The sequence below is a fragment of the Flammeovirga agarivorans genome (assembly GCF_012641475.1).
GTDB lineage: Bacteria > Bacteroidota > Bacteroidia > Cytophagales > Flammeovirgaceae > Flammeovirga > Flammeovirga agarivorans.
On sequence record NZ_JABAIL010000004.1, the window covers coordinates 126,915 to 147,394 of the forward strand.

The following is a 20,480-nucleotide window of genomic DNA, read 5'->3' on the forward strand; positions in this document are numbered from 1 at the left end:
ATGAACACATCAAAATTTCCTCAACGAATAGTTTGCTTAACAGATGAAGTGACCGAATGGCTTTATATGTTAGGAGAACAAGAACGAATTGTAGGAATATCTGCTTTTGCTGAGCGCCCTAAACAAGCCAAAATGGAAAAACCAATGGTTTGTGGGTTTACTGGTGCGAATTATCAAAAGATTCTAGCGACAAAGCCTGACCTTGTGATAGGCTTTTCTGATCTTCAGGCAGATATTGCAGCAAGATTAATAAAAGAAGGTATTCCAACATTGATTACAAATCAGCGTTCCGTTGAGGAAATTATTGATACATTGGCATTAATTGCAAGAGTAATTGGTGTAGAGCATAAAGCCAATATTTACCTTGATAAGATGAGAAGGATGTTGAAGGCTGCAGAATTAAAAACAGCCCGTCTCAAGAGTCGTCCTAAAGTGTATTTTGAAGAATGGAATTCTCCATTGATTTCTGGAATAAAATGGGTTTCTCAACTTATTCATTTAGCAGGTGGGGAAGATGTTTTTGGAGAGCTAAGTGAGCATCAATCAGCGAAGGATAGAGTGATTAATGACTTCCAAGAAGTGGTGACAAAGGCACCTGAAATAGGTTTATTTTGTTGGTGTGGGCGTAAGTTCGATCAAGAAGAGTTATTAGGTAGGCCCAATGTTGATCAAATCCCTTTTGTTCAATCTAAGCAAATTCATGAAATAGATCCATTATTTATGCTCCAACCTGGGCCTGCTGCTATTTTAGAAGGTTTGCCATACCTTGAAAAAATTATCGAAAAGTACACAGATAATTAAGAAGTTATCTAGAGTTATTAACGGCATTTTCTGATTTTTTTAGAGGATTAATGATATCTTTATACTAAGAAAATGAAAAATTAGATATCAATTATGAGTATGTTTCCTCAACAAGATGCTACAGCATTAAACGATAAAGATCCTGAACAATTACGTATCCATTCAATAGAGACTTTTGGTACCCATGATGGACCAGGTATCCGTTTTATTGTATTTGTTCAAGGTTGTCAGTTTAGATGTCTGTATTGTCATAATCCAGATACTTTTGATGTAAAGGGAGGTAAGTTTATTACGCTACAAGAAATTGAAAAAAGGGTATTAAGACAACGCCCATATTTTGGTAAAGATGGTGGTATTACCATTTCTGGAGGTGAACCATTACTTCATAGGAAGAAGATTCTAACTTTATTTAAGCGACTAAAGGAACAGGGGATTCATACCTGTCTCGACTCTAATGGAAGGTTAGTAAATAAAGAAGTTGAGGAGTTATTAGAATATACTGATTTATTGATGCTAGATGTAAAGCACATCAATGATGATTGGCACCATAAACTTACAACCGTTTCAAATTCAGCGACACTTAAATTAGCTGAGATGAGAGAGAAACAAGGGAAGCCAATGTGGATTAGATATGTATTAGTTCCGGGGTGGTCTGATCAAGAAGAGTATCTCCATGAATTGGGACAGCATTTTAAAGATTTTACCACTATTGAAAAAATTGAAATACAACCTTACCATAAACTAGGTGTCCATAAATGGGAAGCAATGGGTATGGAATACGGTTTAGAAGGGGTAGAGGCTCCGACTAAAGAAGTTATCGAAAAGGCAACAGCTATTTTCTCACAGTATTTTAAAGAAGTACATGTGAACTAGTTTTTATAGCTTTTCTGAAAAGTAGATACAATAGTTTTTATGGATGAAAGTCCAATTTCTGTTGTATCTATTTTTTTTACTTCAATAAATTCTACTGCACTTACATCATCGTTTACATTAAGGTCGTCCAATGATTCTACCTTACAAATAAAAGTAAGGTCTAAAGTATAGTAATCATTTTCTCTAAATGTATAGGTATTTGGGAATGAACAGAAATATTCTAATGAAGTAATTGTGAGGTTTAATTCTTCTTTTATTTCCCTCTTGATAGCATTTTCAGCAGTCTCATGAACATCAACAAAGCCGCCTGGTAAATCCAAAGTTCCTTTCATTGGATCAAACTTTCTTCTAGCTAATAGTAACTCTCCATTGTCATTTAATATTAATGCGGCGACTGCTGCCGAAGCATTAATGTATAAGTCAAATTGACAACTTGAACAAACAAAACGTTTTTTATCAAAGGAAAATGTCTTAGCACCACACTTTGGACAATAGGAAATATGCTCTTTTAAATGCATTAAAAAATGAGTTTTAGTGTTCTAAGTGAGGCGATCATTAATGTGATGGCTAATACAAGGAAAAAGGAAACGATCCAACCCGGATGAGCCAGAATTGTGAATAACGCTTGTGTATTTTCTCTTTCTTTACGGATAATTTCTTCTGCAGCTTTTAAATTAGGAAGTTTATCATCTGTTAGATGTAATGATAGATTTTTAAGAATGTCATTTTTAATGGCCCCATCAAGACCATAAATAACAAGGTTTTTATCGTACTGACGAACCAAGGTGACATATTGAGTCAGCTCTTTCCATTGTAAAGGCCTAGGGTTCTCTTCGTTACTTAGAGGTTTGGTCGGATTCGCAGAGCCTACTATGATATTCTTAAATCCACTTTGATAAGCTTTGATCTGGGCTAGAGTTTTTACAGTATTTTCTTCATAGTGATTGAAAACACTTAAATACTCCTCATCGTTTAGCATATTAAATGTACCAGAAATTTGTTTCCAGGTATCTACATTGACCTCTCTGCCATCAATTTGATATGGTGTAATCACAGAGTTGGTTACAAAGCCTTCTTTTTGTGAAACTGATCGTAATCTTGCGTAATTGATATCTCCTTGTTGTTGGACAGATCCACTAATCAAACGTTTTAAGATCACTTTCATTATAGATAACGATCCGTTTTGAATAATACGTTGATCTGTTTTATAAGGTGCCTGAGACACCGTTAATGAATTCCATTGTAATCCATTCTTTCTAGACCAATTATTAAAACTTTCAAATCTTTGTAAGTAGGATTCTCCATTATGGGCATTTGGAAAATAACCTTCACCCTTAGATAAAAGAAGCCAAGCATGACATTGGATATTATGTTTGGCAAAGATTTTTAGTGCTTTTACTCTTTCTGTAGAGAAATCAGTGATGCCTACATATATTTCAGCATTTACTTCTTTTAATTTCTTCAAAATAGAAGAGTCCTCAGCAATTTCTAAAAGTCTGAAACCTTGAGCTTCAGTCATGAAATTGATCTTAATATCTTTTTCAGCTTTTACACTTATGGATAAAATAGAAAAAAGTAATATTGAAATTGTAAGCGTTAATTTATGCATAAGGGGGATGGTAAGTTTTATCTAACTTACAAATAGTTTGATAAATGATCAAGGTAATTTTCGGATAGTAATGTCCAAAACTTGTGCCTGACTATTTCTACCTAGTTTGTAGTTTTTCCACCAGAAAGGTCTTGTAGCTGCTGCTGCTGCCCAAAATACTGCTCCTTGAATTAATTGGATATCTTTTGAGTGAGAATTTTCACTGTCTCTTTGTACAGCTCCTGAAACTAGGAATCCAGTACCAATAAAACCAAAACCACCAAAAAGAACTCTAGGGAAAACTCTTGGGAATTTGATGACTTCAACTTCACTTAAAGGAATTTCTGTACCAGATTTATAAAGAATAAAAGAAGAGTCTTTTAAAGCATATAGTTCATCTCTGTAAACTGCTTTTTCACCTTTCATTTTAAAGATAATCTGGTCTCCTTCATAGATCTTTTTACGGTTTCTTCCATAGTTATCTACCGCTAAAAACTTTTGAGCAAAAAGTGGAGAACAGGTCCCAAAAAGTAATAAAAAAAATATAAACCGTTTCATTTTATTTATTAGTAAATTATTCAAACATTAACCATCGCACACCATACGATACACCAAAACCAGGGCCCATATACCCAGCAGACGCCCAATAGCCAGAAGTTGTGTTAACAGCATTGAGGATGTCACTCACTCTAACAAAGGCCATACATCTTCTCATTTTAAAGTTTAAGAAGAAGTCTAGTGTAAAGTAACCTTCAGTTTCGTAATCGTTTTGTAGATGGTACTGTTGTGTTACTGGGTTAAATGCATATCCATAGAAAGAAGAAACATACTTGGTATCAAAACCAGAATAAACACTGATCATACCATCTCTGAATTCTCTTACATATGAAATTTCATAGGTTGCAAAAATATCTGGAGTAGGCATCACATCCTGATTGTTGTTTTGTGTATATACTACTTCAGCAATCTGTTGGATATGACCTAGTTTCACTTTAAATCTTGAGCCATAACGAGAATAGGCAATGTTCTCATTATGCTGTACTGGGCGAGCATATTTATCGTAATAAATATAATCATTGATATTATTGATCTCACCAAACACCGATATATTACCTTTTTCTCCTAAAGGGAGTTGTGGAGCAACCATAAACTGTTGCATACCAATAGGTTTTTTCTCTTCACTCCATGACATAAATACACTTGAAAATTGTTGTGTAAACATAGGAGCTAAAGTATTTTCTAATGTAAAGCTTGCATTAAGGAATCTACTTTGAAGTTTTGCGTTGATATTATAGATGTTTCCTTTTAGAACATCAACCTCACCATGGCCATCTACAAATCCCCAGTTTTTAGGAAGCTGGAACTCTACATCTCCTCCAACAAAAAGTTGGTGGTCGAGTGGGATAGGTGTATAGTCATCTGCATTTCTTTGTTGATACCTGTAAAATCGATGTTGTACGTACCCCGACCAAAATGTCGGGCCTAATCGGCTTTTGATCCCTAGCTTGTTGTCTAAGTATTCTTGTTGTACACTTACATAAGGATAAGAACCGTAGTCGTAGTTGGTGTCAACTGTTGGTTGATATCCAGGAGCATAACCTTCACCATTTGGTAAGTTGTTTACCTGTTGGTAAGTGTGGTCATTAAATTTATCGTAATAAAGTCTATTGGTAGATATAGTCTCTGTTGAATTACTATATTGATAGCGATAATGATTCCTGTTCAACTCATGAAACACTTGTAGTTTGGCAGAGTCTACCAAAGCATATTGATGATACAGTTGGGTGTTATAATACCATTTAAATGAACTTACACCATCTGAAAAATAATTGGTAAGCTGTCCTCGACCAAACTTAAATAGATCTTCCAACGAAGTATCGTCATTTACTAAACTTGGAATAGCTAGACCTCCAGATTCTGGTCCTTCATGAAAATACTGATAGAAACTAGCAAGTAGTTTATACTTGTTGTTCTTTGATTCATATCGAGTATTCAAACCAAAACCAGTGTGTTGCTGAGCATTATAAGAGTTGGAGATCTTGTCTCTACCAAGAATATAAGGTTCAGAATACCTTTGGAAAAGTAGACCTACAGCCCAATATGGGTCAATGTTTCTTGCTATTTTACCGCCAATCTTACCACGGTTGTCTTGCCCTACAACTCCATTAAAGTCAGTGACTGGAATATAGGCGTTGTAATACTCCCATGTGTCAAGATTTTGTGCATATAAATCATACCCTGTAATGCCCATCGTTTGGCGAAGGTGACCAACAGGTTGTACCCAATAGCTTTTTAATGGGCTGGCATTATTTCCTAAAGTTTGATTTCTATATCCATTCTGACCATTGATGTCATATCTATGTAAATGTGTATAACTAGAATCCATCATATGTTCTTCAAAATGGATTTTATATACATCTGGCTTGGTTAGATACCAAGTGGTTTGAGGTCCTTTAAGCCATGAACTGTCTTGTTCTAAAGTAACACCTTCTTTGTTAGGTTCTTGTCCTTCTACAGCATCCTCGTCTTTCTCCTCCTCATTTTGAGCATAGGAAAATTGAGAGATGGAAAGCAAGGACAATAATATGAATACAACTTTTTTCAAGATTGCTATAGGTCGTAGATAAAATGGTATAATTACTATATTTTAATCAAAGTTATGCTTAATTGATTATTAATCGGCATGTTTCTTTGAAAAAAGAAGAATGATGTAAAAAAAATACTACTTGAGCCATTCGTACATGTCGTAATGCTCTTTTGTCATTCCCATAGCTTTGTAAGTGGTTTGAGCTCTATCGTTGTTTTTCTCAACATATAGTCTTAAACCTCTTAATTCCTCAGTAGCATCGACCTCATTTTTAACATAGTCGTACATCATTCTGAAGATGCCTTTCCTTCTATATTCCTCAATAACAAATAGAGAGTGAATCCATAAAACATTTCCACATCTCCAATCAGACCATTCATAAAGATTAAGCATTGAAGCGATGCACTTGTCACCGTCCATAACTAAGACATATCTTCCGACACTTTGGTTGTCAATGACATGTTGAACACCTTTTTTTACAGTTTCAAAGTCAAGTTTATAATCTTCCGTTTCCAAAGCCATTTTTACTTGAAAATCGGCTATTGTTTCAATATGTTTTTCGTCTGCTATTATAATGTTATAATTCATCGTCTTCTTCGTTTTTTTCCATTTTTTGTTGAATGCCCCTTCCGTATTCTTCAGAATAGACATAAGTAACTTCTGCACCAAAGAAAGTAATTTGTACAGAGTAAAAAGTCCAAGCCATCACTATAATCAGAGGGGAACCTGCTCCCCAAGAAACAGCAGCACTTGAATTTGACAGGTAATACCTAATGGCATATTGACCACCTTGGAATAGAATGGTAGTTACCAAAGCTCCTACAAAAGCATCCTCCCATTTAATATTTACATCAGGTATATATTTGTAGATTCCTGCGAACAGTATAAATGACATAATTAGAGTAGATAATTGTCTGGTCACCTGAATTAAGTCCAGAGTGGCAATGGGTAACCAATCTCGAATAACTTCAGATAATAAACTTAGTGATGAATCCAATAGGACCAAGAACAAGAATACTGCACCAACAACCAAAAGCATCACAAATGAAATAATTCGATCTAAAATTATATGTTTCAATTGTTGTCTTTCGTGTGGTACTTTCCAGAATTTATTCAAAGCCACTTTTAATGTGTGGAATGATAATGTCGAAGTGAAAATCAAGGTGCCTATACTGATAGCAGTGGAAACTGTGCTATCAATCTCTAATTTGTCTAAGCTATTAATCATTGATTCTAATTGTTTTGCAACAACATCACCAGAGACTAAAGCAATTTCTTCTATCATATCTTCTTTGATTTGCTCTTCATCAAAGAAAGTACTCATCCAAGTATAAATGAGGTTTAAACCAGCGGGTAAGGAGATAATGGTATAATAGGCCAAAGACGCACCATAAATGTACGCATGGTCATAATTGAATTCTTTCCAAGCAATACCAATTATTTTTAAAGCCCTAAGTATGACTCTTCCTAAGTAATACCTTCGAATCTTTTTTTGTAGTGCTTTAATTTTTTTATAGTTTAAAAAGTGATAGAAAACTTCGAATAATAATAAGGTTTTGAGCCATTGAAGGGAAAAACATTATTATTGTAAATGCAAAAATACAATTTTAATTAAAATTGACAGATATATATCCTATTTTGCATAAACATTTGAATACTTTTTTAAGCTTTCAATTGAGACTAAAATGAGAAAATTTTTGGTATCGGTTTTACTTTTGATACTATCTAATTCGTTAATATATGCACAAGATGATTCTTTACACTTAGTGATCGATCCTCAGGGGCACTCATCTGTTGTTAGAAGGGTTATTTTCTCTAGCGATAATCATAAAGTGTATTCAGTATCTGAAGATAAGACTCTACGTGTGTGGGATGTGGCTACCGGAACACTTGAAGCAACTTTTTGGGGAGACCATAATAATGGAAAAGAAGGAAGATATAATGCTTTGGCAATATCTCCTGATAATAAATTATTAGCGGTAGGTGGCTATTTGCCTCAGAATGAAATTCGAATTATTAACCTAAGTACTGGGAAACAAATCGCGTCACTTTTAGGTCATGAGAACATTATCTCTGATCTAGAGTTTTCTTCTGATGGAGAATATTTGGCATCATCAAGTGCTGATAAGACGGTGAGAATCTGGTATATCCCTTTTTTAGATAATGATGTCTTTGAAGAAGAGCCATTCGAAAACTTTAGATTACAAGAACATACTAATACGGTATACAATTTAGATTTTTCAGAGGATGGAACTCGTTTAGTGACTTGTTCTTTCGATGGTACTGTAAGAATGTATTCTTTGTCTGTGGGTATGAAGAGTGCTACCATTATGAAAGTTTGGGAAACGGATGATCGTTTTACCAACGTAGACATCTCTTTAGATAATAAATATGTTGTAGCAGGAAATTCAAAAGGGAAGGTTTTTGTTTGGAATACAAACGGCACTGAAGTAGCTACACTAATTGACCCTGAAGGGTTTATTACCAGTCTAAATTTTTCTGATGATTCTGAAAAGTTGCTACTTACAGATGCCAAAGGGAATTTATTTTTCTATGATACTGAGGCTTGGCTTAAAGACGAACAGTTGTCTTCTGATAAGGGAGTCTTCTTTTATGCAGATTTTGCCAAAGGAAACAAAAATTACTGTGTAGCATCAAACGGGTCCAATGGTAATATTGAGATCTGGGATATACCTAATCAGAAAATTATTAGATCCTTTGAAGGACAAGGTGTAACCGTGAATCAGCTTAGTAAAATAAGTGATGAAAGTATTGCTTTTGCTTCCTTAAAAGACGTAGAGTTAAATTTTAATTTCTCAGATGTCGATCTTAAATATCCCCAAGCCAAAAATGAAGTTGAAGGTTTATCTATTTCAAAGGATGGACAAATGCTTAATAAAACGGGTAGCTTTCAACTTGATTATAATGGGGTAGTCATCAAAAATGATAGAAATAGAGATAAAGACATAAGAGCTTTTGGCTTTTTAGGTGATAAGATAGTGGTTGGTAGTGGTGCTTCATTAAAAGCATATCAACTAGATGGACAACTTTCTCATACTTTTGAAGGACATTCTGGGAGTATTAAGGAATTAACTTCATTAAAAAATGGACGTTACCTTGTCTCTTCTAGTGATGATCAGACTATAAAAATATGGAACATTGAATCAGGGGAATTACTGCTTACTCTATTCTTATCTAAATCTAACGAATGGGTGGTTTGGTCACCTAAAGGATACTATCATGCTTCTGCTGGTGGAGAGCAATACATTGGTTGGTTAATTAATTCTGGTTTAGGGGAATTAGGAGAGTTCCATAAAGTAAACTTTGCATCAAAAGAATTTCACAGAAAAGATATTATCCAGCAGATATTTAAAAAAGGTAGCTTTCAAGAAGTTGAGAATGCCTTTAATTTATCATCAGTTGATATCAAAGATCTAGCAGAGAATAGACCTCAAATTCATTGGGTTTCCCCAGAAATGTTTACAGTAGCAGACAATAACACCGTAAATATTCAGGCTAAAGTGGTTTCTCAACTTCCTGTCAAAACTTTTAAATTATTAGTGGATGGCAGACCATTAGAAATAGGGAAAGGACTAGTGGAAGTATCTCAAGATAGTGGCTATGTTTACGAAATAAATGAGAGCATTGAAGTCAAAAAACATCAAACATCGCTTCAGTTATTTGTTGAAAATGAAGAAGTAAATATCATTTCTTCTCCTAGAAAAATAAGTAAGCTTTCAGATCAGAATATGGATATTGGTTTTGACTTAAAAGAGCTTACAGAGCGCTCTTTAACATTAGATAAATCCAACATTTATTTATTGTCTATTGGAATATCCAACTATCAAATGAGTTCTATTGATCTAGGATACGCTGATAAAGATGCTACATCAATTGCCGACTTATATGCTTCTCAGAACCGAAGTAAAGTGTTTAATGAAGTGAAAATCAAAAAGATTATCAATGAAGAGGCGAATAAGAAGTCTATTATTGGCGGGTTTGATTGGTTAAAACAAGGAGTCGGTGAAAATGATTTAGCTATCGTCTTTATTGCGGCACATGGAGTAAATTATAAAGGAGACTTCTATATTATCCCTCATGATTTTTCTATGAACCAAATTCAAGAGACTGCTTTGAAATGGGATGAATTTGCGGATGTTTTATCTAAATTGCCATCACAGGTGCTACTTTATGTGGATGCCTGTAATAGTGGACAATTAGGAAGTAATTTCAGCTCAACAAATAATACTGAAGATATTAGAAAATTATCTTCTGATGAAAATGGCGTAGTTATTATGTCTGGATCAACAGGTTCGGAAACTTCCTTAGAAAGTGAGCAATGGGGGCATGGAGCCTTCACTGCAGCAATTTTAGAGGGTTTAGGTCAAGGAAAAGCGGATTACTCTGGTGATCAGATTATTACATTAAGGGAGTTAGACCTGTTTGTTGCTATGAAAGTCAAGGAATTAACGGAGAATAAACAACACCCGACGACTCAAAAACCAAGTACGATCAGTACTATGAATGTTGGGGAGTTTATCACTAAATAAGGTTAGAAGCTGACACTAATACCTGGTCCAATCATCCAGAACCATGTCTCTGCTTTTAGAAAATATCCAAACCCAATGTAAAGGGGTAGAGATAGTTTTCTTCCAGGACGTTGAAGAGGGTGGACTGAACCTAAGGCAACAATTCCTAAATCTCTGTCAATATCTTCATTATCACTAAGGTTGAAGGCGTTCAAAGCAATTGAACCTACACCAAATCTATAGGGTCTTACTCTACCAATAGTACCAGGCTTAAAGAATTTAAACTGTGCAATTGCTGAAATAGAGATACCACTGATACCTGATGAAATATCATCTTCATTGGCCTTTTTTACAAGTAGACCCGCAGGGAAAGATAAATCAATATCAAATTGAGATTTTCTAGAAGCGTAAATCTCAATTTTCTTTTTATATACTTGGTCTGAGTATTTTTCTTTCTGATGAGAAATGTAAATTTCTAATTTGGTCCAATCCTCAAAACGGTGTGTTTTTATTCCCAAGTATTTATTAAGTGTGACTAAAGGGTCTGTACAATTATTTTTTTCATAATTGTGATATCGAGGAGAGGAGACGCCAGGGCAGATGACTATATTTTCATCTTTGGCCAATTCTATTAATTGTCCTTGTGGACCGATTACTCTAACATCTAAGGTGATATACTGTTTACCATAGAGTTGCTGATCATCTATTAGATCAGGGTGAAACCTTAAAATCACATCAGTAATGGCCTTTGGGTAGAATATAGGCTTCTCAATTTGACTAACTACTTTAGGTCCGTCACCACAATCAATAGTAACAAAATCAAAGTTTCTTGGTGCCTGTTTTTCCCTTATTTTAATAGCGTAACCAGTATCTTCATTCCCGTTATAAATCTTCAATTCTTTTTGATTGATATTAATAGGAATGCTGATTTGCATGGTTTGCATCTCCATGTTTGTAGTTACTGAGTCAATGTTTCGATTTCTTAAACCTTCAAATAGGTATCGAGCATGTTGCATTTGTTTTCCTTGAAACTTAACTGCAACTGTTTCACCAGGGTATACAAATAAATTAGAGGTCCAGTTTCTACCGGGTCTAAGAATTTGAATACTTTCAATAATAGTTTTTGAAATAATATTAAAGTTAGTGATAAATTTAGGGTCATCACCGTCCTTAATGTATAGATAGCCATCTTGTAAGCTATGGTAATCATAAACTCTTAACCAACACAGTGTACGGTTGTTACTCAGGTTGTTTCTTGTGAATAACTCAGCAATTAAATGCCCGCCTTTTTCTTCTTGGTTTTCAATGCGATATGTCTTCTGTAATTCAAGCTTTCTGTTTTGTTGAATTTGTATTTCAATACCCTCTGGATTGTCTTGTGTATCTTCGAAAACGACTTCATTTCTATCTGTAGATAAGAAAGTGAGTCGAGGTTCTTTTACGATAAATCTTAGATTTAAAGGGAATGTTTCATATTGGGCTTTCCCATAAAGGAAATTTGGAGCATGTGTTTCAAAAGATATTTCAGTACTAAAAGAATTGACAAATTTTGGGAGAATGCTTAGAAATAACCGGTTCTCTTTACGATACAACCTCCAAGAAAGGTCTTTTTGTTCATGCCAAATGTTATCTACCCTAATATTTTGGATGTGATTACTAAGTACTTCATATTCCTTTTCTTCACCAATATAAAGTTCTCTGACCTCCGTACTTTTCTTATCTGATAATTCGACAACAGTATTAGTATAGGGGAGTAGTTGTTGTTCATATCGAAGCTCTTTACCATCGATAGTCCAAAAGACAATAATAATAGAAGGGCGTAGGTTCTTGCTTGAACGGGTAAATTGTAAACTAAACTTATAGGTGTCATCAGAAACCGCTAGAGGCTCTTCCAATACATTAATTTCATTAGTGTGAATTAACTTTACATCAGTGATTTGATCAGAGTTTTTCAAATACAAACGAAACTCAAAAGCTTGATCAATACTTTCAAAATGAAAAGGTAACGTCTTTTCATTTCGGTGTCTTCTGTTTTGAATGATACCGTGAGTAGAGAGATAATTAATGGAAGTGTCTCCATGAATCTCAATATCTCTTATAAAATTTAAAGCTTTCTGTGCCTTAGCTTCCAATGTTGAGAAAAAAATAAGTACAGCAGAAAAAAATACTAGACGTAAATTCAAATTCATGTGTTAGACTTCAACTTATTAAAGTTAAAGGGCTCTATTTAATGTGTTCTAAAAAAGCTAGACTATCACTATTCGATTGAAAAATCATGCCTTTTTTTACCTCTTCAATTTATTAAACGTTAATATGAAATGAAAAAAAAGTTTGACTAATTTTCAATGATACAAAGTTAAAGTAATACTAATCATTTTTTAGAATATGAATATGAAACATATTTGAATTACAAGAAAGATTTACTTTTTTATACAATTTTAAAGTAATTAATCCATCACTAAATTAAACTTCGAAATGAATGAAATTAAACCAATCGATTTAAATTTTCTTGGTAACGAAGAAGCCATTGCCTCTTACGTTATTCAAACCTCAGAAGGACCAGCATTAATTGAAACCGGTCCATATAGTACATTTCCTGTACTTGAAAAGGCCTTAAATAAAATTGATATTAAGGTAACTGACATCAAACATGTATTTATAACTCATATCCATTTGGATCATGCTGGAGCTGCATGGAAGTTTGCCGAACATGGAGCTAATATATATTTACACCCCTTTGGAGTACGTCATATGGCAAATCCTGCGAAACTTATGGCTTCTGCAAAAATGATTTATAAAGACGATATGGATCGATTATGGGGAGAAATGAATGAAATTCCCGAAAAACAATTGATTTCTCCCGAACATGGAGAGAAAATTGTAATAGGAAATACAGATTTTACTGCATGGTACACTCCAGGACATGCCAATCATCATATTGCTTGGCAAGTAGGAGACGGTTTATTTACAGGAGATGTTGCAGGAGTGAAAATTGGTAATGGCCCAGTGGTGGCTCCATGCCCTCCTCCAGACATCAATTTAGAGAAGTGGCAAACGTCAATAGATTTAATTCGAGAAATTTCTCCGAGTAAATTATACTTAACTCATTTCGGTGTCGTTACTGATGTAAGTAATCATCTTATTGCGCTTGAAGAAGACTTGTACAAAGTTGCTGAAATTGTTAATGAATACCGAAAATTGAATTATTCTCAACAAAAAATGGAAGAACTTTTTACAAATTTTGTAAAAAATGAATTAATTGTACTAGGTTTGGATCAGATTGCGTTAAACCAATATGAAGCTGCAAACCCACCCTTCATGAGTGTGGCGGGGTTATTGCGATATTGGGATAAGAAAAACTAGTAATTCTAATAGATTAAACAAAGAATGGAAATTTTTTTAGGTCTACTCATCATTTTTATTGCGTGTATTGTCATTTGGAAAGCTTGTGATGGTTTCGAAGATGCGTCCGGGTATTTAGGCAGAAACATGAAAGGAGGAGTTAAAGGGGCAACAATAGATGCAATTGGTAGTTCTATGCCTGAGTTGTTTACAACATTTTTCTTCTTGGTGATTGCAGGAGATGCTACAGGTTTTGCTAGTGGTATTGGTACTACATCTGGTAGTGCTGTATTTAATATCATGATTATTCCTGCTGCTGTAATAATTAGTGTTATCGTCCTGAATAGAAAGGTGAAATATATTACTGTTAACCCTAAAGTTATTCTTAGAGATGGTATAGCTCTAATGTTGGCAATTCTTTGTTTGATTATTTTCGTATCTGAAAAGGAATTAACATGGAAACATGGTGCATTTCTTATGTCTTTATATGTTGTTTATGTTCTTTCATTAGTATTTATTAAAATTGATAATGAAGGGGATGAACATGAAGAATATGAATACGAAGAAGGTGAAGGTGGTCGATTAAGCGCACTTTTGAAATTGGATCTATCACATGCAATTATGGGTAACAATGCCATGAACTCATCTAGAGCTTGGGTATTACTTATTCTTTCAACATCTATAGTAGGTGGTGCATGTCATTTTCTAGTAACAGGGTGTGAGTTGTTAGGTCAAGGTATGGGTTGGGATATGTACATTGTTGCATTAATTTTTGCTGCAGCAGCTACATCAGTGCCTGATACTATTATCTCTGTAAAGAGTGCGAATAATGGTGCTTATAACGATGCCATTTCAAATGCATTAGGAAGTAATATTTTTGATATTTGTTTCGCCTTAGGTATGCCATTAACGGTGTACACATTAATGACAGGGGAATCTATTAAAATGTCAGGAGAGGCTTCTGAAATGGATTTTATTGGTCAGTTTAGAATCATCTTATTGTTCTTAACATTTGCAGCCATGATGATCTTCTATATTGGAGCAAAGAGAAAGAAATTAGGAGCTAAAAGTGGATACCTACTGATACTGATGTATGTAGTATTTATCGGATATACTTTAGCTTACACATACAATGCATCATGGATGCAACCTTTCCAAGAGGTGTTTATTGATATCAATAACTTCTTAATAAGCTTGAATCCATTCCATAAAGCATAATAGAAATTATTATTAACTAAAGCACCACCCGATTCAATTCAGGTGGTGCTTTTTTATTTTCAATACTTGATATGATCACAATAGAGGAAGCTAAATTACCGTCAATTGAACAGATAACTTCATTATATAAATTAAATGGATGGAGTGCTGCCGATAAACCTGAGCATTTATTTAAGGCGCTACAAAACTCACACACTTTGGTTACAGCTTGGGAAGATGAACAATTAATTGGCTTAGGAAATGCAATATCTGATAGTTACTTGGTTGTTTACTTTCCACACCTTCTTGTTCATCCAAGTTTTCAAGGTAAAGGAGTGGGGAAGTTATTAATGGAAAAACTCATGAGTAAATATGAAGGTTTCCATATGCAAATGTTGACATCAGATGCAGAAGCAGTAGAATTTTATCAGAAAATGGGCTTTAGAAAAGCTGGCGATACTGTTCCAATGTGGATTTATGACGGATTAGAGCATTAAATGATGCTATTGTACTCTAGAATTGGAAATAAATAAAAGGTTGTATATCTGCTGATCTACTTTGAAATAATATAAATCCAATAAAGAATAGAAATGCAGCTTTTGCAAAATCAGGCATTGTGATAAATTCAATCGCCAATGTATCCTTCCACTTTTGTGGTATCCAATGGATGAAATACCCAAACGCCATGACTAAGAAAACCAATTTATAGGCTGAAATCACTTCCCAAGCAAGAGATAAATCCAAGTTCGTGAATATCTGATTTATCATACTTTCGGCATGTTGCATGTCTTCTGCTCTAAAGTAAATCCATGCATAACAAACAAAATGGAAAGTGAAAATTGTGCTTATAACATTGAAAATCTTGTTGTTAGTAAACCTCTTGCCAACAATTTCTAGCCATAGTTTATGCAGAGCCAATCCACAACCATGAAGCATACCCCAAATGATAAAACGGAAATGTGCTCCATGCCATAAACCACCTAACAGCATAGTTATTATGAGGTTGATGTAGGTTCTTACTTTCCCTTTTCTATTACCACCTAAAGGGATATAAAGATAATCTCGAAGGAAGGAAGAAAGAGAAATGTGCCATCTTCTCCAAAAGTCTGTAATATCAGTGGCTTTGTATGGGGAGTTGAAGTTTAGAGGTAGCTTAAATCCTAATAAAACGGCAACACCAATAGCGATATCCGTATACCCAGAGAAATCACAATAGATCTGAATAGCATAACCATAGGCAGCCATAAGGTTTTCAAATCCAGAATAAGACCAAGGGGATTCGAAAATTCTATCGACAAAATTGATGGAGATATAATCAGAGATTAAGATTTTCTTTGTTAATCCTCCTGCAATTAAGAACAATGCATGTCCAAACTCACTTTCAGTAACTCTATAATTGTTGTGTATCTGAGGAATAAATTCCGATGCTCTCACAATTGGACCTGCTACTAATTGTGGGAAGAAACTAACAAATAGTGCAAAGTCCCAGATATTATCTACAGGTTTAATGTCACCTCTATAGATATCTACAGAGTAGCTAATAGTTTGGAAAGTATAAAAAGAGATACCAATAGGTAGAAAAATATTGGAGGTGTCCATAGCAGTACCAAATATTCCATTGATCATGGCTGCTAAATAGTTTTCTGGTTCCAACTCAATATGGAAAAGCGTATTAATTCCTTCCGCGAAGAAGAAAGTATACTTAAAATAGGCAAGGAGACTAAGGTTAATGAAGGCACTTAGAAATACAAGTCTTTTCCTGTTTGCTTTATTATTGGAATGGAAAATGGCACTCCCTATGTAATAATCTACAACGGTGGAAAATAAAAGAAGTACGAAGTAGAATCCACTAGACATATAATAGAAATACAAACTTGCTAGCAACAATAAGAAGTTTCTTGCAGTGATATTTTTATATATGAATTGATAAACGATGATAATAGTACCAAAAAGCACCCAAAAGATTACTTGGGTAAATAATAGTGGACTATTTTCATGATATGTAACTAATTCTAACATCTAATTAACCCTCTCAAAAAATAATGGCTTAAAAAATCTCCTAACGAATTTACATGCTTTTCTTTTATTAGTATTGATTTTAACTAAAGAATTTTTCATCATTCGATGATTTGTTTGAATTATCAACCTTCTTGGTTTATCTTCAATAATATTTTTTGGAGGTAAATACTATATGGCTAAAAAGGTAAAGACAGCTTATTTTTGTCAAAATTGTGGGCATGAATCCCCGAAATGGCAGGGCAAGTGTCCTACATGTAACGAGTGGAATACATTCGTAGAAGAAGTTCTTCAAGATGAAGCACCTAAAAAAGGTGATTGGAGAATGAGTAAATCTGAGAATAAAGGTGGGTATGTGAATGCAAAAGCGGAAACATCAAAACCAATTAAAATAAATGAGGTAACATTCGAAAAAGAACCTAGAATTGTGACTCTCGACGAAGAGTTAAATAGAGTTCTTGGAGGTGGAATTGTACAAGGTTCAGTCGTAATGATTGGTGGAGAACCTGGTATTGGTAAATCTACATTAATGCTTCAGATTGCCTTATCTCTGAAAGATAAGCAGGTACTTTATGTATCTGGAGAGGAGAGCGGACAACAAATCAGACAAAGAGCGGAAAGAATTCCGTACTCATCTGAAGAAACTTATGTTTTGACAGAAACTGATACCTCAAAAATCTTTGCTCATATTGAAAAGATGACTCCCGATGTTTTGGTGATCGATTCTATTCAAACGTTGGTATCTCCGTTTTTAGAGCAAGCGGCTGGAAGTGTATCACAAGTGAAAGAATGTGCAGCAGAATTAATCAAATTCGCAAAAGATACAGGTACGCCGGTACTAATGATTGGACATATAACCAAGGAAGGAAGTTTAGCAGGGCCAAAAGTTTTAGAACATATGGTAGATACTGTACTTCAATTTGAAGGTGACCGTCATATGAGTTATCGAATATTACGTACTGCAAAAAATAGATTTGGATCCACTTCAGAGCTTGGGATATATGAAATGGTCACTACAGGGTTGCGTCAAGTAAGTAATCCTTCTGAAATTTTACTTTCACAACGTGATGATGGATTAAGTGGCGTCGCTATTGGTACAGTAATGGAAGGGAATAGACCGTTATTAGTAGAGATACAATCTTTAGTATCTCCTTCTGTATATGGTAACCCTCAAAGGTCATCTACAGGTTTTGATGCAAAAAGGTTAAATATGCTCCTTGCTGTATTAGAAAAAAGATCAGGATATAAATTAAACTTTTCTGATGTATTTTTAAATGTTACGGGAGGACTTAGGGTAGAAGATCCCGCTATTGATTTAGCAGTAGCTGTTTCTTTGGTATCTTCATTTGAAGATATTGCTATTGAATCAACTACTTGTTTTGCAGCAGAAGTAGGACTTGGAGGAGAAATAAGAGCCGTATCTAGAATTGAAAATAGGATTTCTGAAGCAGAAAAATTAGGCTTCAAAGAAATGTTTATTTCAAAATACAATACTAAAGGGTTAGATCTTTCAAAAATTAAGATGAAAGTAATACCTGTTGGAACAATAGCGGAGCTTGCTGAAAAATTATTCACATAGAAAGAAATTTATGAGAAAATCGATTCTGATATATTTATGTTTTGTCTTAGGAATGTCAATGTCTTTCGGACAAAATAGAGGTAAAGCACAAAAGAACTATATGAAGGCCGAAGAGGCAATTCAACAACGACAAATAGGAGAAGCAAAGATTTTTCTTGAAAAGTCAATCGCTGCCGATACCACATTTGGAGATAGTTTTTACTTATTAGCTTATCTAAATATATTAGAAAGGGATTATCAGAAATCAAGGGCATTATACAAAAGACTAATGCTTTGCTGTGATAAAGAACCTAAATTCGCTTTAGCACACCTTTCCTTGGCACAATACGAATGGTCAGAGGGAAATTATGCTAAAGCGAAACAGTTTTGCTTATCGTATCTAGACTTTAGACCTTCTAGTAAGGAGTACAAGGAAAAAAGAATTGCGAATAAGATTATAGCATCTTGTGATTATGCGATGGCGAATATGCAACATGAGTTGCCTTATAGTCCTGTATCGTTAGGCGATTCAGTCAATAAATTAGATCAACAATATTTTCCTGCTATAACGGCTACTGGTAATGAATTATATTTCACTGCTAGAACATATAAATCAGACGAGAACATTTATCGATCAGAGAAAATTGATGGAGAATGGGCCTCTCCAGAAATAGTTAGAGAACTAAGTACAAAGTTTAATGAAGGAACATGTACCATCTCTGCTGATGGATCATTTATGATTTTTACTTCTTGTGAATCTACCAGAGAATTGCCTGGATACGGAAGTTGCGATTTATTTATGGCCAAAAAAGTAGGCGACCATTGGTTAAAACCAAAAAATCTTGGCCCACATATTAATTCTAGAGATTGGGAGTCGCAGCCTTCACTATCAGCTGATGGTAGAACTTTATACTTTGTTTCTGATAGAAAAGGAGGAATTGGGAAAAAAGATATATGGGTTTCTCATCTTGTTGATGGGGCATGGACAACTGCTAAGAATTTAGGAGATGTTGTGAATACTATGGAGGACGATATTTCTCCTTACATCCACTCTAATGGTAAAACACTTTACTTCTCATCTGAAGGTCATTTAGGCTTTGGAGGATTAGATATTTTTAAAACAGATCAAAAAAGTCCTGCGCTTTGGACAAAACCAGTAAACATAGGTTATCCTTTAAATGATCATCGTGACCAAGTATCGTTAATTGTTTCTGCAGATGGTTCTAAAGGCTATTTTTCAAAAGAGATTTTAGCACCTGATGGAAAGAGAAGCAGTAAAATTGTGACTTTTGACGTTCCTGAAGAAGTACAACCTGATGCGTTGAGTAGTTATCTTGAAGGTGTTGTTTATGATGCAGTCACAAAAGCACCTTTAAAAGCAGAGTTGGAGCTTAAAAGATTAGAAAGTGATGAGACAGAATCGAGAGTAATGTCCGATTCAGAATCTGGAAAATATCTAATCGTGTTAAATCAAGATGAAGAATACGCTTTGTTCATTTCTCGTCCAGGGTATTTGTATCAAAGTCTCACTTTTGATATGCATAATGCTGGAGTGGATGGAAAAACACTAGATATATTCTTAGAAAGAATAGAGAAAGGAACCAATATTACTTTAAATAATATCTTCTTTGAATCAAATAAATATCAGCTAAAAAATAAATCAGCAGCAGAGTTGGAGCAAATTCTTGAATTTATGAAGAGAAACCCTGATGTGGCTGTAGAAATCGCAGGGCACACAGATAATATTGGAACTATCGAGTACAATAAAGATCTTTCCCAAAAAAGAGCCCAAGCTGTTGTCAATTATCTGATTAGTAATGATATCAATGCATCTCGACTTAAAGCTATTGGATATGGTGAGTCGCAACCTATCAGTTCGAATAAGACAGAGGAAGGAAGACAAGAAAATAGACGTATAGAGTTTATCATCTTATAGTAATAGCAATAGATAATTATTTGAGGTTTTATTCTATTTTTGTGATCTAAAAT

At 34.4% G+C, this 20,480-nt stretch carries 16 protein-coding genes; 8 read left to right on the top strand and 8 right to left on the bottom strand.

Annotated features, from left to right (window positions below; translation table 11 throughout):
- Both HGP29_RS13515 and pflA read left to right on the top strand, forming a co-directional pair.
- Entirely contained in the window at positions 1–801 is an 801-nt protein-coding gene (locus HGP29_RS13515) for an ABC transporter substrate-binding protein (RefSeq protein WP_168882959.1), read from the top strand.
- Positions 802–894: 93 nt separating this feature from the next.
- Positions 895–1,674: a pyruvate formate-lyase-activating protein gene (pflA, locus tag HGP29_RS13520; RefSeq protein ID WP_168882960.1), complete on the top strand. Its 780-nt coding sequence runs from the start codon at positions 895–897 to the stop codon at positions 1,672–1,674.
- Here the strand turns inward: pflA and HGP29_RS13525 are convergent.
- The 6 genes from HGP29_RS13525 to HGP29_RS13550 all read right to left on the bottom strand — a co-directional run bounded on the left by HGP29_RS13525 (position 1,671) and on the right by HGP29_RS13550 (position 7,356).
- Positions 1,671–2,192, bottom strand: a complete 522-nt coding sequence (locus HGP29_RS13525) for an NUDIX hydrolase (RefSeq protein WP_168882961.1) — start codon at positions 2,190–2,192, stop codon at positions 1,671–1,673. The two genes, pflA and HGP29_RS13525, sit on opposite strands and share 4 nt — an antisense overlap.
- A complete protein-coding gene (locus tag HGP29_RS13530; protein ID WP_168882962.1) occupies positions 2,192–3,283 on the bottom strand; it encodes a hypothetical protein in 1,092 nt (363 codons plus the stop codon). Before HGP29_RS13530 ends, HGP29_RS13525 begins: the two co-directional genes overlap by 1 nt.
- 48 nt (positions 3,284–3,331) lie before the next feature.
- On the bottom strand, positions 3,332–3,820 hold the full coding sequence (locus HGP29_RS13535; protein ID WP_168882963.1) for a hypothetical protein: 489 nt from the start codon (positions 3,818–3,820) through the stop codon (positions 3,332–3,334).
- A gap of 16 nt (positions 3,821–3,836) precedes the next feature.
- On the bottom strand, positions 3,837–5,867 hold the full coding sequence (locus HGP29_RS13540) for a putative porin (RefSeq protein WP_168882964.1): 2,031 nt from the start codon (positions 5,865–5,867) through the stop codon (positions 3,837–3,839).
- Positions 5,868–5,984: 117 nt separating this feature from the next.
- Positions 5,985–6,437 carry a GNAT family N-acetyltransferase gene (locus tag HGP29_RS13545; protein WP_168882965.1) on the bottom strand — a complete coding sequence of 151 codons (453 nt, stop codon included), beginning with the start codon at positions 6,435–6,437 and terminating at the stop codon, positions 5,985–5,987.
- Positions 6,427–7,356, bottom strand: coding sequence for a YihY/virulence factor BrkB family protein (locus tag HGP29_RS13550; RefSeq protein ID WP_317169947.1), 930 nt, complete (start codon positions 7,354–7,356; stop codon positions 6,427–6,429). The genes HGP29_RS13545 and HGP29_RS13550 overlap by 11 nt, the downstream gene beginning before the upstream one ends.
- A gap of 178 nt (positions 7,357–7,534) precedes the next feature.
- Between HGP29_RS13550 and HGP29_RS13555 the strand changes: the two genes are divergently transcribed.
- Positions 7,535–10,399: a caspase family protein gene (locus tag HGP29_RS13555; protein WP_168882967.1), complete on the top strand. Its 2,865-nt coding sequence runs from the start codon at positions 7,535–7,537 to the stop codon at positions 10,397–10,399.
- 2 nt (positions 10,400–10,401) lie between these two features.
- Here the strand turns inward: HGP29_RS13555 and HGP29_RS13560 are convergent, their stop codons facing one another.
- Complete coding sequence (locus tag HGP29_RS13560; protein WP_168882968.1) at positions 10,402–12,567, bottom strand: hypothetical protein; 2,166 nt, start codon at positions 12,565–12,567, stop codon at positions 10,402–10,404.
- A gap of 286 nt (positions 12,568–12,853) precedes the next feature.
- Between HGP29_RS13560 and HGP29_RS13565 the strand changes: the two genes are divergently transcribed.
- The 3 genes from HGP29_RS13565 (at position 12,854) to HGP29_RS13575 (ending at position 15,414) form a co-directional block, all read left to right on the top strand.
- Complete coding sequence (locus tag HGP29_RS13565) at positions 12,854–13,741, top strand: MBL fold metallo-hydrolase (RefSeq protein WP_168882969.1); 888 nt, start codon at positions 12,854–12,856, stop codon at positions 13,739–13,741.
- A gap of 24 nt (positions 13,742–13,765) precedes the next feature.
- Positions 13,766–14,938, top strand: coding sequence for a sodium:calcium antiporter (locus HGP29_RS13570; protein WP_168882970.1), 1,173 nt, complete (start codon positions 13,766–13,768; stop codon positions 14,936–14,938).
- Positions 14,939–15,009: 71 nt separating this feature from the next.
- Positions 15,010–15,414, top strand: coding sequence for a GNAT family N-acetyltransferase (locus HGP29_RS13575; protein ID WP_168882971.1), 405 nt, complete (start codon positions 15,010–15,012; stop codon positions 15,412–15,414).
- A gap of 16 nt (positions 15,415–15,430) precedes the next feature.
- Here HGP29_RS13575 and HGP29_RS13580 read toward each other — a convergent pair whose 3' ends face one another.
- Positions 15,431–16,936 (bottom strand): MBOAT family O-acyltransferase, encoded by a 1,506-nt coding sequence (locus HGP29_RS13580; RefSeq protein WP_168882972.1) that lies wholly within the window; start codon positions 16,934–16,936, stop codon positions 15,431–15,433.
- 172 nt (positions 16,937–17,108) lie between these two features.
- Here HGP29_RS13580 and radA point away from each other — a divergent pair, with 172 nt between their 5' ends.
- Positions 17,109–18,512, top strand: coding sequence for a DNA repair protein RadA (gene radA, locus HGP29_RS13585; RefSeq protein WP_168882973.1), 1,404 nt, complete (start codon positions 17,109–17,111; stop codon positions 18,510–18,512).
- 10 nt (positions 18,513–18,522) lie between these two features.
- Positions 18,523–20,427: an OmpA family protein gene (locus tag HGP29_RS13590; RefSeq protein ID WP_168882974.1), complete on the top strand. Its 1,905-nt coding sequence runs from the start codon at positions 18,523–18,525 to the stop codon at positions 20,425–20,427.
- Positions 20,428–20,480: the final 53 nt, after the last annotated feature.

Coding starts and splice junctions, on each gene's coding strand:
- HGP29_RS13515 (WP_168882959.1), top strand. CDS start 1: ATGAACACATCAAAATTTCCTCAACGAATAGTTTGCTTAACAGATGAA.
- pflA (WP_168882960.1), top strand. CDS start 895: ATGAGTATGTTTCCTCAACAAGATGCTACAGCATTAAACGATAAAGAT.
- HGP29_RS13525 (WP_168882961.1), bottom strand. CDS start 2,192: ATGCATTTAAAAGAGCATATTTCCTATTGTCCAAAGTGTGGTGCTAAG.
- HGP29_RS13530 (WP_168882962.1), bottom strand. CDS start 3,283: ATGCATAAATTAACGCTTACAATTTCAATATTACTTTTTTCTATTTTA.
- HGP29_RS13535 (WP_168882963.1), bottom strand. CDS start 3,820: ATGAAACGGTTTATATTTTTTTTATTACTTTTTGGGACCTGTTCTCCA.
- HGP29_RS13545 (WP_168882965.1), bottom strand. CDS start 6,437: ATGAATTATAACATTATAATAGCAGACGAAAAACATATTGAAACAATA.
- HGP29_RS13555 (WP_168882967.1), top strand. CDS start 7,535: ATGAGAAAATTTTTGGTATCGGTTTTACTTTTGATACTATCTAATTCG.
- HGP29_RS13560 (WP_168882968.1), bottom strand. CDS start 12,567: ATGAATTTGAATTTACGTCTAGTATTTTTTTCTGCTGTACTTATTTTT.
- HGP29_RS13565 (WP_168882969.1), top strand. CDS start 12,854: ATGAATGAAATTAAACCAATCGATTTAAATTTTCTTGGTAACGAAGAA.
- HGP29_RS13570 (WP_168882970.1), top strand. CDS start 13,766: ATGGAAATTTTTTTAGGTCTACTCATCATTTTTATTGCGTGTATTGTC.
- HGP29_RS13575 (WP_168882971.1), top strand. CDS start 15,010: ATGATCACAATAGAGGAAGCTAAATTACCGTCAATTGAACAGATAACT.
- HGP29_RS13580 (WP_168882972.1), bottom strand. CDS start 16,936: ATGTTAGAATTAGTTACATATCATGAAAATAGTCCACTATTATTTACC.
- radA (WP_168882973.1), top strand. CDS start 17,109: ATGGCTAAAAAGGTAAAGACAGCTTATTTTTGTCAAAATTGTGGGCAT.
- HGP29_RS13590 (WP_168882974.1), top strand. CDS start 18,523: ATGAGAAAATCGATTCTGATATATTTATGTTTTGTCTTAGGAATGTCA.